Origin of the sequence: Segniliparus sp., assembly GCF_051660745.1 — a bacterium.
Lineage (GTDB): Bacteria > Actinomycetota > Actinomycetes > Mycobacteriales > Mycobacteriaceae > Segniliparus.
In genome coordinates this window covers 400,101-412,666 of record NZ_JBOFQF010000042.1, presented here as the reverse complement: position 1 = coordinate 412,666, position 12,566 = coordinate 400,101, and the positions used below count along the sequence as shown (strand labels likewise).

The 12,566-nt window shown below is 69.3% G+C and carries 11 protein-coding genes; 7 read left to right on the top strand and 4 right to left on the bottom strand.

What is annotated here, in order from left to right:
- Nucleotides 1–74: 74 nt before the first annotated feature.
- Entirely contained in the window at nt 75–590 is a 516-nt protein-coding gene (locus ACRC20_RS16300; RefSeq protein ID WP_438687441.1) for a 2-oxo-4-hydroxy-4-carboxy-5-ureidoimidazoline decarboxylase, read from the bottom strand.
- A 111-nt stretch (nt 591–701) separates the two neighbouring features.
- Here ACRC20_RS16300 and ACRC20_RS16295 point away from each other — a divergent pair, with 111 nt between their 5' ends.
- A complete protein-coding gene (locus tag ACRC20_RS16295) occupies nt 702–1,556 on the top strand; it encodes a hypothetical protein (RefSeq protein WP_438687424.1) in 855 nt (284 codons plus the stop codon).
- Nucleotides 1,557–1,686: 130 nt separating this feature from the next.
- Here the strand turns inward: ACRC20_RS16295 and ACRC20_RS16290 are convergent, their stop codons facing one another.
- Complete coding sequence (locus ACRC20_RS16290; RefSeq protein WP_438687423.1) at nt 1,687–2,181, bottom strand: inorganic diphosphatase; 495 nt, start codon at nt 2,179–2,181, stop codon at nt 1,687–1,689.
- Nucleotides 2,182–2,287: 106 nt separating this feature from the next.
- Here ACRC20_RS16290 and dacB point away from each other — a divergent pair, with 106 nt between their 5' ends.
- The 3 genes from dacB to hpt are packed head-to-tail and all read left to right on the top strand — an operon-like array spanning nt 2,288 to nt 5,295.
- Nucleotides 2,288–3,694, top strand: a complete 1,407-nt coding sequence (gene dacB, locus ACRC20_RS16285; protein ID WP_438687422.1) for a D-alanyl-D-alanine carboxypeptidase/D-alanyl-D-alanine endopeptidase — start codon at nt 2,288–2,290, stop codon at nt 3,692–3,694.
- Nucleotides 3,679–4,665, top strand: a complete 987-nt coding sequence (gene tilS / locus ACRC20_RS16280; RefSeq protein ID WP_438687421.1) for a tRNA lysidine(34) synthetase TilS — start codon at nt 3,679–3,681, stop codon at nt 4,663–4,665. The genes dacB and tilS overlap by 16 nt, the downstream gene beginning before the upstream one ends.
- Nucleotides 4,666–4,686: 21 nt before the next feature.
- On the top strand, nt 4,687–5,295 hold the full coding sequence (gene hpt / locus ACRC20_RS16275; RefSeq protein ID WP_438687420.1) for a hypoxanthine phosphoribosyltransferase: 609 nt from the start codon (nt 4,687–4,689) through the stop codon (nt 5,293–5,295).
- 10 nt (nt 5,296–5,305) lie between these two features.
- Here hpt and ACRC20_RS16270 read toward each other — a convergent pair whose 3' ends face one another.
- Nucleotides 5,306–5,779 (bottom strand): YbaB/EbfC family nucleoid-associated protein, encoded by a 474-nt coding sequence (locus ACRC20_RS16270; RefSeq protein ID WP_438687419.1) that lies wholly within the window; start codon nt 5,777–5,779, stop codon nt 5,306–5,308.
- Between the two features lie 43 nt (nt 5,780–5,822).
- Between ACRC20_RS16270 and ACRC20_RS16265 the strand changes: the two genes are divergently transcribed.
- From ACRC20_RS16265 to ACRC20_RS16255, 3 genes are read left to right on the top strand one after another with little or no spacing between them, the layout of a single operon-like run.
- A complete protein-coding gene (locus ACRC20_RS16265; protein WP_438687418.1) occupies nt 5,823–6,149 on the top strand; it encodes a WXG100 family type VII secretion target in 327 nt (108 codons plus the stop codon).
- Nucleotides 6,150–6,151: 2 nt separating this feature from the next.
- A complete protein-coding gene (locus tag ACRC20_RS16260) occupies nt 6,152–6,442 on the top strand; it encodes a WXG100 family type VII secretion target (RefSeq protein WP_438687417.1) in 291 nt (96 codons plus the stop codon).
- Between the two features lie 48 nt (nt 6,443–6,490).
- Nucleotides 6,491–11,203 (top strand): DUF6531 domain-containing protein, encoded by a 4,713-nt coding sequence (locus ACRC20_RS16255; protein ID WP_438687416.1) that lies wholly within the window; start codon nt 6,491–6,493, stop codon nt 11,201–11,203.
- Between the two features lie 523 nt (nt 11,204–11,726).
- Here ACRC20_RS16255 and pssA read toward each other — a convergent pair.
- Nucleotides 11,727–12,560 (bottom strand): CDP-diacylglycerol--serine O-phosphatidyltransferase, encoded by an 834-nt coding sequence (pssA, locus tag ACRC20_RS16250; RefSeq protein ID WP_438687440.1) that lies wholly within the window; start codon nt 12,558–12,560, stop codon nt 11,727–11,729.
- Nucleotides 12,561–12,566 lie beyond the last annotated feature (6 nt).

Here is a 12,566-nt window from a genome sequence, read left to right as displayed (position 1 = left end):
CCCCACTGGGGGCCGCCGCACTTTTCTGTCTTACCCGAGGTCGTCCGACTCCCGAGGCCGTCTTGTGCGCGCCGCTACCAGAGCGGGTAGCCGCCTTCCGGGCCGAGCATCCGCTCAAGCCGGTGCCGGTGCACCTTGGCGAGCTCGTTGCGCAGCACTTTGCGTTCGGTCTCCGGGTCGTTGTGCAGCCGCTGCGCGACCACGTCGATGATCTCTTGGGCGGTGTGCTCGCCCGCGTAGACGAGGAACGAGTGGCCGAAATGCGCCTCGTACTCCCCGACGAGGGCGTGCAACCGGCCCATGACCATGTGGTCGGGGTCCCAGAGCGCGCACTGCTCGCCCTCGCTGGCCTTGCTCTTCGGCCTCGCCCCGACTCCGAGATGCGTCGCGAGGAGCCGGTCGACGGTGTCCTCGTCCAGGCAGAAGAGCTCGTGGTCGGCGACGCTGAACAGGTCCGACCGGCTCGCGTACGGCCTGCCTTTGGCCAGCCGGTCCGCGAGCACCACACAGTGACAACACTCGAAGAGAGCGCTCACGGCGCTTTTCGGCTCAAGGGTGTTAAGGCCCTCAAGCCCGATGCCTTGATGCATGAACACATGACTATGTTCGCGCGCGATCCTGCGCCGTGTCCAATTTCTACTGGAAATTTAGCGTGGTCGTAACACGGGGCTGTACTTGAGGTGAAGAGTATCCTGTCGGGCATGTGGCTCTCGAGAAACGGTCTGTTCGGCGCCGGGGCGAAACGTCGGACCCGAGGGGGGCTCGCTTGCGCCGTGCTGCTCGGGGCGGCCTCGCTCACCGGTTGCGCGGCCCCGGCGCTGTTCGTTGCGGCGAACGCGGCGAACGCGGTGGACGGCGGCTCGCGGGGCGGGGGCGGCTCCGGGGCGGGCGAGCGGTGGCGAGGCTATCTGCCCAAGGCGGCAGACTTTCCGGGCGGCTGGGACGTCTCCTCGCAGGAAGTGCTGCGAGTCGGCCCGGCAGGCTCTTCCTCGCCCGTCGAGAACCTGAAGCTCGTCTTCGGCGCGCCCCCGCAGGGGTGCGCGCTGCCCGAGAGCCTGTACAAGGCGCCGAACCATCCGGCGGTGACCGGGACGAAGGCCCCGGACCCCAACAGCAACAGCGGCGACATCGTCGCGAATTCGCTCTCGACCGACATGCACGCGGTCACGGTGGAGGTGGGGCCTGCCCCGGAGAAGGACTCGCTGATCGAGGCGGTCCGCGGGTTGGCCGCGCGTTGCGGCTCGTTCCAGTTCACCAAGAACACGAGCTACGACTCGGATTTCCAGGTGGAGGGCTCGATCAAACCGGCCGACCCGAAGCTCGGCTTCGGCGAGGCGGCGGGCGTCGTCTTCACGTTCGCCCCGAAGATCGGCGCGCTGTACGGCTCGTCCTCGCCCAGTTTCGGCCAGGACCTCGGGTTCACCCAGAACGTCTATATCGCGCGGATCAAAGGGACGCGCGTGGTCGCGGTCAGCTTCTCGTTCAAAGACCCGGCGGCGGACTCCGCGCTGGTCCTCAAGCTATTTCAAGAGACCGCCAAACGTATTAATTCCTGAAGCCCAGATGGCGCCTCGCTGCGTTGTCGGCTCCTCGTGTACGCGCTCGTTCCTCGCTATCTCGGTACACGTCGTCGCCTGCCGCCTTGCGATGCATCCATCTGGATCTCCAGGAAGGAGGCGGTGGGCCTCAGTGGCCTTCGGTCTTGGCCCGCTCGAAGCTGCGCTCGATCTCGGCCTCGGCCGCCGCGCGGTCCGCCCAGTCGGCGGCCTGCACGGACTTGCCCGGCTCGAGGTCCTTGTAGTGCGAGAAGAAGTGCTTGATCGCGTCGAGCTCGAACGCGGGCACGTCGGTCAGGTCCTTGGCCCAGTCCCAACGCGGGTCGCCTGCGGGGACCGCCAGGACCTTCGCGTCGCCGCCTGCCTCGTCGGTCATGTTGAACAGGGCGACGGCGCGGGCGCGGACGACGACGCCGGGGAAGACCGACTCCGGCAGGAGCACGAGCGCGTCGAGCGGGTCGCCGTCCTCGCCGAGGGTGTTGTCGATGTAGCCGTAGTCGGCGGGGTAGCCGAACGAGGTGTACAGGTACCGGTCCAGGGTCACCCGCCCGGTCTCATGGTCGACCTCGTACTTGTTGCGGCTGCCCTTGGGGATTTCCACGACCACGTCAAATTCCGCGCTCATCCTGAGACCTTTCCTGTTCGGTTTGAGAATGCCTAGCGCAGCGAGAATACCGGCCCCGCGAAGCGCGGTCCGCGCCGCCAACGCGAACCGCGTTACTGTGTGAGGCATGGCTCGACAACAGGCCTCTGGCTCCTCTCGTCCAAAACGGGCCGCTCGGCGCTTGTGGGCGGTCGCGATCGCGGCGGCCCTCGTGGTCGGCGGCGCGGGGGCATGGGGGTTCCAGGCGTACGAGTCGGCGAACGCGAAAGCGGCTTCCGCGTCGGACTCGCCGCCGCTTGTCGTGCTCCAGCCGCAGATCCGGCCCGTGCCGCCGGACGCGCCCAGCCCGACGGCCGAGGGAGTCGCGGCCGTGCTGGACCCGCTCGGCGAGAACCCCGCGCTGGCGCGGTTCTCCGGCGTGGTGCTGGACGGGACGAGCGGCCAGGTGCTGTGGCAACGGGACGCGGGGAAGGCGATGACCCCGGCCTCGACCATGAAACTGGTCACAGCGGCGGCGGCCGTCGCGAGCTTGCCGCTCGACGGCCGGCTCACGACTCGTGTCGTCGCGGGCTCCAGCCCTGGCCAGGTCGTCGTCGTCGGGGCGGGGGACCCGACGCTCTCCGCCGCGTCCGGGGACGAGAAGACCTTCTATCCCGACGCGCCCCGGCTCGACGACCTCGTCGTCCAGGTGCGCCAGCACCACCCCGGCCCGGTGGACGAGGTCCTCGTGGACGAGTCCGCGTACCAAGGGGCGGACTTCGCGCAGGGCTGGCTGCCGGACGACATCGAGGGCGGGTTCATCACGCCGATGCAGCCCCTGATGCTCGACGGCGGCAGGCTCGACCGCAGCCGGGACGAGTCGCCGAGGACGGCGACCCCCGCGCTGGACGCGGGCAAGGAGCTGGCGCAACGGCTCGGCGCGGATCCGGACCGGACGCGGGTCGGGGCGGCCCCGGCCGGAGCCGCCGAGCTGGCGGAGGTCGTGTCGGCCCCGCTGCGGGAGCGGATTCTGCAGCTCATGCTCGCCTCCGACAACGTTCTCGCCGAAGCGGTGGGCCGGGAAGTGGCGCGCGGGGCGGGCAAGCCCGCCTCCTTCGTCGGCGCGGTGCAGGCCGAGCGGGAAGTGCTCGCGAAGGCGGGCGTGGACATCTCCTCGTCGCAGCGCCTCGACTCCAACGGGCTCTCCTTGGACGACCACGTCTCGGCCGAGACGTTGGCGCGGATGCTCGTCCTGGCGACGAACCCCGCCGGAGCGCTCCGCCCGCTCCTCGACCTGCTCCCGGTCGCCGCCGCGACCGGCACCCTGTACGAGCGCTTCAGCGACCTGGTCAGCGGGCAGGAGATGGCGGGAGCGGGCTGGGTGCGGGCGAAGACCGGCTCGCTCGACAACGTTGCGACGCTCGCGGGCGCGACGGCGGACCAGGACGGGCGGATGCTGGTGTTCGCGTTCCTGTCCAACGACGGCGCGACCTGGGACACCAGGGCCGCGCTGGACGCGCTCGCCTCGGCGCTCAGGGGATGCGGCTGCCGGTGAGCGGGCCCGCTCTGTGGGAGGTCCGCAAGGCTGTCCGGGATTGGCTCGCCGCGCACACCCCAGGGGACCGGGCGGTGTTCGTCGCGCTTTCCGGCGGGGCGGACTCGCTGGCGCTGACGGCGGCGCTCGCGATGGAGCGCCCCTCGGCGGGCGCGCTGGTCGTCGACCACGGGTTGCAGCCAGGCTCCGGCGAGACCGCGGACCGCGCGGCGCGGCAGGCGCTCGGCCTCGGTTGCGCGAGCGCGCGCGTGCTGCGCGTCTCAGCCGACGGGCCGGGCGGGTTGGAGGCCGCCGCCAGGGCCGCGCGCCAGGCCGCGTTGCGCCGCGCGGGCGAGGACTCCCCGGTGCTGCTCGCCCACACCCTCGACGACCAGGCCGAGACCGTGCTCCTCGGCCTCGGCCGAGGCTCCGGGCCCCGCTCGATCCAAGGCATGCGGGCCTGGGACGACCCGTGGGGCCGCCCGCTGCTCGGCGTGCGCCGCGCGACCACCAGGGGCGTGTGCGCAGAGCTGGGGATCGAGCCGCACGAGGACCCGATGAACACAGATCCCCGATTCGCCAGGGCGAGGCTGCGCGCGGAGGTGCTGCCGCTGCTCGAAGACGTGCTCCAGGGCGGCGTCGCGGAGGCGCTGGCGCGGACGGCGGACGCGGTGCGCGCGGACAACGGCCTGCTCGACGAGACCGCCGAAGCGGCGTACGCGCCGCTCGCAGGGCCGCAGCTCGCAGTCGGCGGCGTCGCGGGCCTGCCCGCGCCGGTGCGGCGGCGGGTGCTGCGGCTGTGGCTCCTCGGCAACGGCGCCCAGTCGTTGGCCGAGACGCAGATCCGGGCGGTGGACGAGCTGGTGTCGGCGTGGCGGGGGCAAGGGGCGGTGGCGGTGCCCGCCGCGCAGGCGGCGGCAGAGGGATGGAAAGCAGGGCGCCGGTTGATGGTGCGGCGCGAGTATGGCACTCTCAGACTCGTTGTCGAGTAAAACGTCCGCAGGAGGGCATGCATGAACGAGCCGGCCGCTGCCGCAACAGCCGAGCAAGCGCGTTGGCACGACGCCGACCTGCTCTCGGTCGTGTTGACCGAAGAGGAGATCGCGGCCCGCACGGTGGAGCTCGCGCAGCAGATCGCGGCGAACCACCCGTTCCACCCGGGGCAGCCCCGTTCGGAAGACCTGCTGCTCGTGACGGTCCTCAAGGGAGCGGTCATGTTCACCGCCGACCTCGCGCGGGCGCTGCCGATCCCCTCCCAGTTGGAGTTCATGGTGGTGAGCTCCTACGGGGCGGCCACGAAGTCCTCCGGCGTGGTGCGGATCGTCAAAGACCTCGACCGCGACATCCGGGGCCGGGACGTGCTCGTGGTGGAGGACGTCGTGGACTCGGGCCTCACGCTCTCCTGGCTGCTGCGCCACCTCTCCGCCCGCGAGCCCAAGTCGCTCGAAGTGTGCTCCTTGCTGCGCAAGCCGGAGGCCCAGCAGGCCCCCGTCAACCTGGACTACGTCGGCTTCGACATCCCCAACGTCTTCGTGGTCGGCTACGGCCTCGACTTCGACGAGCGCTACCGGGACCTGCCGTTCCTCGGCGAGCTGGACCCGGCAGCCGTCGAGCGCCCGTAAGCTCCGGGCTTCACTCCTCGTCGTCGCGATGGACGAACCGGTCCTGGCCGGTGTCCCAGTGCTCGTCCTCTGCTTCGGCGCTGCCCGCGCCGGTCGTGTCCGGGTGCTCTGAGCCCGGCGGGCCGAGCGACGGCAGCGGCGGGATGAACTCGCGGAACCGGGCAAGCCGTTCGCTGTCCGCCATCCCCTCGGTGAGCTCGGCCAGCGCCTCGGCGCGCGCTTCTGCGGTGTTCTGGGTCGCGGCGATCGCGGTGGCGCGGATCTGATGCGCGAGGCGGGCGGCTCCGAGGGCGAGGGCTTTGTCGGCGAGCCGCAGATCGGTGAGCTGGCCCGAGGCGTTGACCTCGACGACGACCGACCCGTCCGCGCTTGTGGCCTTGCCGCGGACCAGGGCCATCTTCTCCGCCGAGCGGTGCCCCTTGGCCCGGATCTCTGCGGCTTTGGCACGCGCTTCTTCCAGTTTGGAGTAGTCGGGCTCGGTCACGGTTCTCCTTGCGCGGCCAGGGGCAGGTGGGTACGATCTTCGCATGTCGAGTCCTATGAGTGTGACTGGGGCCGACCTGGAGGCGGTTGCGGCGCACGCTCAAGAGACGGCGGAGCAACTGGGCAGGGAGGCACAGCAGCTGTCGTCGGAGATCTCGGAATTTTTGAGCTCCAACTGGCAGGGCCAGGCCTCGGACAAGTTCCGCGCGGGCTTCGAGGAATGGTTCGACGGCGCGCAGAAACTCCACACGTGGCTGACCTCGCTCGGCGAGCGCGTCAGCGAGTCGGCCAAAGAGTACGCGTCCATGGAAGAGGCCAACCAGGCGGCGCTGCGCCAGGTCGGCCAGTCGATCCCGGGAGCCGGGGCGTAGCCGTGGGCGGGAAGTTCAAAATCGACCTCGAAGGCTTGCTCGCGAAGGTCGCCCGCATGCAGGAGATCGGCCAGCGGGCGGAGGAGGCCTGCGCGGAGATCGACGCGAAAGTGTCGGCGCTGCACCAGACGTGGACCGGCGGCGCGGCGGACGCGCACCGGGGCGAGCACGAGCAGTGGAAGCAGGGCGCGCAAGAGATGCACGACGCGCTCAAGGAGCTCAAATCGCTCGCGGAGAAGGCACACGGCGACTACAGCAGGGCCGTCGAGACGAACACGAAGATGTGGGGGTAGGCCCGACGTGGCTTTGCGGACGGGAATCGGGACGACGGGGGTCCGGGCATGACAGTGCTCCAGATCGACCCGGACGCGTTCGCCACGGCGGCGAAAGCCTTGGAAGGCGTCCACACCAGGACGACGCAGCTGATGTCGAGCCTGGCGGGGAAGCTGCAGGGCTGCGCGGGCATGGCCGGGAACGACGGCGCGGGCGAGGACTGGGGCCACGGGTACGACGACGGCGCGAAAGACGCCATGGCGGGCTTGGCCGCGCTGGCCGACGGGTCGGCGAACAAGGCCTCCCTCCTGCATTTCAATGGCTTGAACCACACCACTGGCGACGCGTCGGCGACCATTGGCGGCGGGGACGACTCGTTCCCCGGCGCGCCGTCGGTGGCCGAGTCGACGTCCCCGCCGCAGTTGCCGACCTCGATCGAGAACGGCGGCGAGCCCGAGCCGTTCGGCTGGGAGCTGATCAAGGACCTCATCGACTTCCTGTGGCCGAACGGCGGCGTCGTCAAACTGGGCGAGGCCGCCTTCGCGTGGGGCGAGGCCGCGGCCGAGCTGGTCTCGATCGGCGGCGACATCCCCGGCGCGATCAGCCGGGTCCAGGCGCAGCAGTCCCCGGAGGTCGCGACCGCTGTGGAGCACTTGCAGGAGCTGCACGAGTCCTATATCGAGCTCGCGGTCGTGTTCGGCCTGATGGCGGAGTCCTGCACGGAGTACGCCGCGAACCTTGTCATCACACGCGTCGAGCTTGTCGAGATGATCGTGCAGCTCATCGCCGAGATCGCGATGACCGAGGCGGAAGGCGCGGCGGGCGCGGTCGAGACGTTCGGAGCCTCGGAGGTGGCCGCCCAGGCGGCGGTGGTCGCGGAGACCGCCGCGACGGCGGCGGAGGCCGAGATCGTCGCGGGCGTGCTCCGGCGGCTCGTGCAGAAGGTCGTGCAAAAGGTCGAGCGCAGCGCCATGAACCAGGCGCGCAAGGTGCTGCAGAAGATCCTCGCGAAGCTGCGCCATGGCGGGAAAGATTTGCTGCGCCAGGCGGGGAAGGAGGCGAACCAGGGCCTCAAATCGCTCAAGAACGCCGCGAAGGCGGGCTTGAAGGGGGAAAAGGAAGCGGCCCGCGACGCGTTGGAGGGCGCGGGCAACTCATGGCGGAAAGTCATGTGCAAGCTCTTCGGGAACGACCCGGTGGACATGGCCACCGGCGAGGTGATGCTGAACGACGTGGACGTGGAGCTGCCGGGCGTGTTCCCGCTGCGGCTCGCACGGCGGTACCAGTCCTTCTTCACCGCGGGCAGGCTGTTCGGCCCGCGCTGGTTCTCGACGTTGGACCAGCGCCTCGAAGTGGACCACAAGGGCGTGGTGGTGGTCTGGGAGGACGGGGTGCTCCAGGAGTTCGGGCATCCGCCTGTCTCGGGCGAGCCGATCGCCGCCTCGCGCGGGCCCGAATGGCTGCTGCGGCTCGACCAGGCGGGGTCGAGCTACGAGCTGGCCGATCCTAAGACGGGCGAAGTGAAGCGTTTCTCCCCGGCGCCCGCGCGGGCGCCGGAGGAGGGGGCGGGCGCGGCCGAAGTGCCGGTTCGGGAGATCCGGGACGCGCGCGGCAACTGGGCCCGGTTCCGCTACGACGAGGCGGGCACGCCGACGCGGGTGGAGCATTCCAGCGGCTCTGTCGTGCTCGTGGACAGCGCTAACGGGCTGGTCACTGGCCTCTCGCTCATGTCCGCGACGGAGCTGCAGTCGGCTGCGGGCTACGCGGTCTCCAGGCCGGGCGTGATCCCGGTGAAGAGCTTCGACTACGACGCGGCGGGGAACCTTGTCGGATTCGGCAGCGGCCCGGATTCGAAGGTGGAGTACTCCTACGACGGAGCGGGGCGCATCACCCGCTGGCGGGACAGCAACGGGATCGCCTACGACTACCGCTACGACGAGCGGAACCGATGCGTGCACCAAGTCGGCACGAACGGCGTGTTCGAGTACACCTACGCGTACGAGGACCTGCCGAACGGCGGCAGCGCCACGACCTTCACGAACTTCGCGGGCGCGAGCACGCGGTACGAGGCGGACAGCCGTTCGCTCATCGTCGCGGAGACCGACCCGATCGGGAACACCACGCGGATGCGGTGGAGCAAATCCGCGCAGCTGCTCTCCAGGACCGGCCCGGACGGCGGGCGCACCGAGTGGACGTACACCGACGACGGGGACGTCGCGACGATCACCCGGCCGGACGGGCGGAGCGCCTCGTTCGAGTACGCGTCGCCGGGCCTGGTCTCGCGGTTCGTGGACTTCGACGGAGCCGCGACCGCCTACGAGCACGACGAGTTCGGGGCGGTCGTCGCGGTGACGGATCCGACCGGCGCGACCACGCGGGTGGCGCGCGGGACGACCGGCGCGGTCGTCGCGGTGACCGATCCGCTCGGCAACACCACGCATGTGTCGGTGGACGCGGCCGGCCTGCCGCTGTCGGTGACCGACCCGAACCAGCACGTCACGCGCTGGGAGCGGGACCTGTTCGGGCGGGTTCGGAAAGTCGTCGCCCCGGACGGCGCGGCGACCGCGCTGGCTTGGACGGTCTCGGGCGACCCGCTGACCCGGACGAACCCGGACGGCGGCGTCCGCAGGTGGGAGTACGACACCGAAGGCAACCTCCTCGCGGTGACGGACGAGCTGGGCAACCGCAAACGCGCGGAGTACCGGGAGTTCGACCAGGTGCGCGCCACCGTCGAGGCCGACGGCTCGCGCACGGAGTACGACTGGGACCCCGAGCTGCGGGTCACGAAGGTGGTCAACCCCGCCGGGATGGTCTGGTCCTACGTGTACGACGCGGCGGGCGGGCTCGTGCGGGAGACGGACTTCAACGGGCGCGAGGTCCGCTACGAGCGGGACTCGATGGGCCGGGTGGCTCGGCGGACGAACGCGGGCGGGCAGTGGGTCGCGTTCGAGTACGACCAGCTCGGCAACGTCGTCGCGGAGACCACCGACGAGGGCGAGACGACCCGGTTCGCCTACGACGCGGCGGGCAGGCTGCTGGAGAGCGGCGGCCCCGGCGGCGAAGTCGTCTGGAAGCGGGACGTCGCCGGGCGGGTGACGGAGGAGCGGGTCGGCGGGCAGCGGCTGCGGTTCGCCTACGACGCGGCGGGCAGGCGCGTCTCGATGACCACCCCCGCCGGGGTGGCGACCGAGTACGAGTACGACGCGGCGGGCGACGTCGTCGGGCAGCGCACGGCCGGGCAGTTCACGAGGGTGTACCGGGACCAGCTGGGCCGGGCCGCCTGGCTCGAGCACGGCGGCCGGATGCGAGTGGGCCGGGACTTCGACCGCGCGGGCCGGATGACGAACCAGCGCGTGGTGCGCGACCCGCTCGGCGACGGCCTGTGGAACGCGGACATGGTCGCCAAGGACTGGGCCTACGACCCGGCGGGCAAGCTGACCGGCGTGCGGGACACGCTGCGCGGCCCGGTCCAATTCGAGTTCGACGAGCGGGACCGGATCACCGCAGCCCACGGCGAGGGGCCGCAGGGCGCGTGGCGCGAGGAGTACGGGTACGACGGCTCGGACAACGTCACAGCCTTCCCCGAGGCGGCGTCCGGCCCTGCCGAGCCAGCGGTGCTGCCTGGCGGGCTCGCCGCCGAGTACCGGGGGACGCTGCTCGTGCGCGCGGGGCGTTCGCGCTACGAGTACGACGCGGACGGGCGGCTGACACAGACGACCGTGGCCCGGCCCGACCGTGGCCCGGACGTGTGGCGGTACAGGTGGGACGCGTACGACCGGCTGCGCGAGGTCGTCACCCCGGACAAGACCGTGTGGCGCTACAGCTACGACGGGCTCGGGCGGCGGATCGGCAAGCGGCAGTTCGCGGCGGACGGCAAGACCGGGATCTCGGAGACCCTGTTCTTCTGGGACGGCACGCGAGTCGTCGAGGCGACCACGCCGAACGGCGGCAACTGGCTCGCGGGCGCCGAGAGCACCACCTTCGCCTACGAGGAGCTGGACGGCTTCAAACCATACGCGCAGGTGAAGACGGAAGAGGACGAGCGCGGCGTGGTGGACCGCAAGTTCTACGCCATCGTCACCGACCTCGTGGGGACTCCCGCCGAGCTGTGGGACGTGGCCGCGAACAGCCTCGCCGGGGCGACCCGCACCACGCTCTACGGGCAGACCGAGTGGGACCCGCGCACCACGCAGACCTGCCCGTTGCGCTTCCCCGGCCAGTACTACGACGCCGAGACCGGGCTGCACTACAACTACCACCGGTACTACGACCCCCGCGCCGCCCGCTACGTCTCGCCGGACCCGCTCGGGCTCTCGCCCGCGCCGAACCAGCACTCCTATCCGCACGATCCGACGATGTGGATCGACCCGTTGGGGTTGAAGGGGGATTGTGGGCCGGATATCGAAGGAGCAACCTACACGCAGTCTTCTTATCGTGAAACTTTTAGCGCGCGGAATAAATTCGGACTCGATGGCGAATCAAAATACTTTGACATAAATAGTTTGGTGCGTGATTTGAGAAGCGGAAAGATCTCCCCGGAGGGGGTTCCCATCGGGGTTATCGTGCACGAGGGAAGGACTCTTATCGATAATACAAGATCCGCTACGGCATTGACTCGTGCCGGCATTCCTCGATCTGTGTGGAAAGTAATTGATCAGACGGGTATCCCCAAACGGGTCAACGATCTTGTGGATAGGATGAAAGAGGACGGCATATATCCGCATGGTACATCTTCCCCGTCCTCTCGGGGGTATCCTCGGCATCACGGCAGGGGGAGGTGATGGATATGGATTCTGGCGATGGCGGTGAGATAATTCCTCGAAGAGAATTCCGTCTGCTACACGAGTTTCGGTCTCGGGGTAGTGCCTATTTTCGGGAGGCCGTGCTTAAAAGTGACGATTCGGGAGTGTCTCTCACGATAATTTCGAGCAGTAGTGCTACAGAGCTGTTCCGAGAAGTCGTAGATTTTTCTGGTGCGCAAGCCTATTCCTATAGATCGGAATATGTTTGTGCCGAGTATCATTTTCCTGGCCGAGCGCAAGTTTTGTTCGAGGTTTTTGGTTCTCCCTGGCTTGAGGAGATTAACAGGCTGAAGGTGGCGAGAGACGAACTTTTTTATCCGAATGCCGCTAATCCTGCTCGGTGTAGGCATTTTATAATTTATATACGTGATGAAGTCAATGATGGTTGCTATGAGTTTATAGCGGAAGATTTCAACGTACATCTCGAAGAGGGGCTATGAGGCATCTGGCCAGGCGTATGTGGGTGGAGGATTCTAGATTTGACACGGGATTTCGCCGCCCTCTAACTCTTCGGCCGTCGCAGCCCCAAACGTCGCGCTGAGCGGGGCCTGAGCACCGCGCGGACTCGGGGGCGGGGGGATTCGGCGCGGCGCATGGCGCGGCGCTGCGGGGCGCGCAGCTCCCAGGTCTCGGGGCGGGATGAGACCCAGTGCCAGCTGCGCCACGCGAAGGGGATGTGCGCGACGTACGCGAGGATCAGCACGATGAGGAACGCGTAGGGGGCGGCGATGAGCGCGGCGACGGCGGCGGCGCTGGAGACGAGGAGCAGCGCGGCGAGGCGCGGCGGCACGGACACGGTCTTGAGCGCGAGCGTGGGGACGCGGCTGATCATCAAGAAGCCGACGAACATGACCCACGCGGACACCAGGAACGGGTTGAGCCACCAGCCCTGGTGCCATTCGAGCAGTGCGGCGATGGGGGCGCAGGCGGTGAGCGCCCCGGCGGGGGTGGGGACGCCGACGAAGTACTCCTTGGCGTAGGAGGGCCGGTCCGGCTCGTCGGTGAGCGTGTTGAACCTCGCGAGGCGCAGCACCGCGCACACGACGAACAGGAGCACGGCGATCCACCCGATGGCGGAGTTCCAGTGCGGGGCCTTGGCGTCTTTGAGCAGCGCGATGTAGATGACCAGCGCGGGGGAGACTCCGAAGTTCAGGGCGTCGGCGAGCGAGTCCAGCTCGGCGCCCATCTTGCTGGTGGCGTCCAAGAGGCGCGCGACGCGCCCGTCCAGCCCGTCGAGCACGGCGGCGGCGGCGATGAGCGGCAGCGCCACCTCGATCCGCCCGTCCATGGCGAATTTCGCGGCGGACAGGCCGAGGCAGATCGCCGACACGGTCATCACGCT

Coding starts and splice junctions, on each gene's coding strand:
- ACRC20_RS16300 (WP_438687441.1), bottom strand. CDS start 590: ATGCATCAAGGCATCGGGCTTGAGGGCCTTAACACCCTTGAGCCGAAA.
- ACRC20_RS16295 (WP_438687424.1), top strand. CDS start 702: ATGTGGCTCTCGAGAAACGGTCTGTTCGGCGCCGGGGCGAAACGTCGG.
- ACRC20_RS16290 (WP_438687423.1), bottom strand. CDS start 2,181: ATGAGCGCGGAATTTGACGTGGTCGTGGAAATCCCCAAGGGCAGCCGC.
- dacB (WP_438687422.1), top strand. CDS start 2,288: ATGGCTCGACAACAGGCCTCTGGCTCCTCTCGTCCAAAACGGGCCGCT.
- tilS (WP_438687421.1), top strand. CDS start 3,679: ATGCGGCTGCCGGTGAGCGGGCCCGCTCTGTGGGAGGTCCGCAAGGCT.
- hpt (WP_438687420.1), top strand. CDS start 4,687: ATGAACGAGCCGGCCGCTGCCGCAACAGCCGAGCAAGCGCGTTGGCAC.
- ACRC20_RS16265 (WP_438687418.1), top strand. CDS start 5,823: ATGTCGAGTCCTATGAGTGTGACTGGGGCCGACCTGGAGGCGGTTGCG.
- ACRC20_RS16255 (WP_438687416.1), top strand. CDS start 6,491: ATGACAGTGCTCCAGATCGACCCGGACGCGTTCGCCACGGCGGCGAAA.
- pssA (WP_438687440.1), bottom strand. CDS start 12,560: ATGACCGTGTCGGCGATCTGCCTCGGCCTGTCCGCCGCGAAATTCGCC.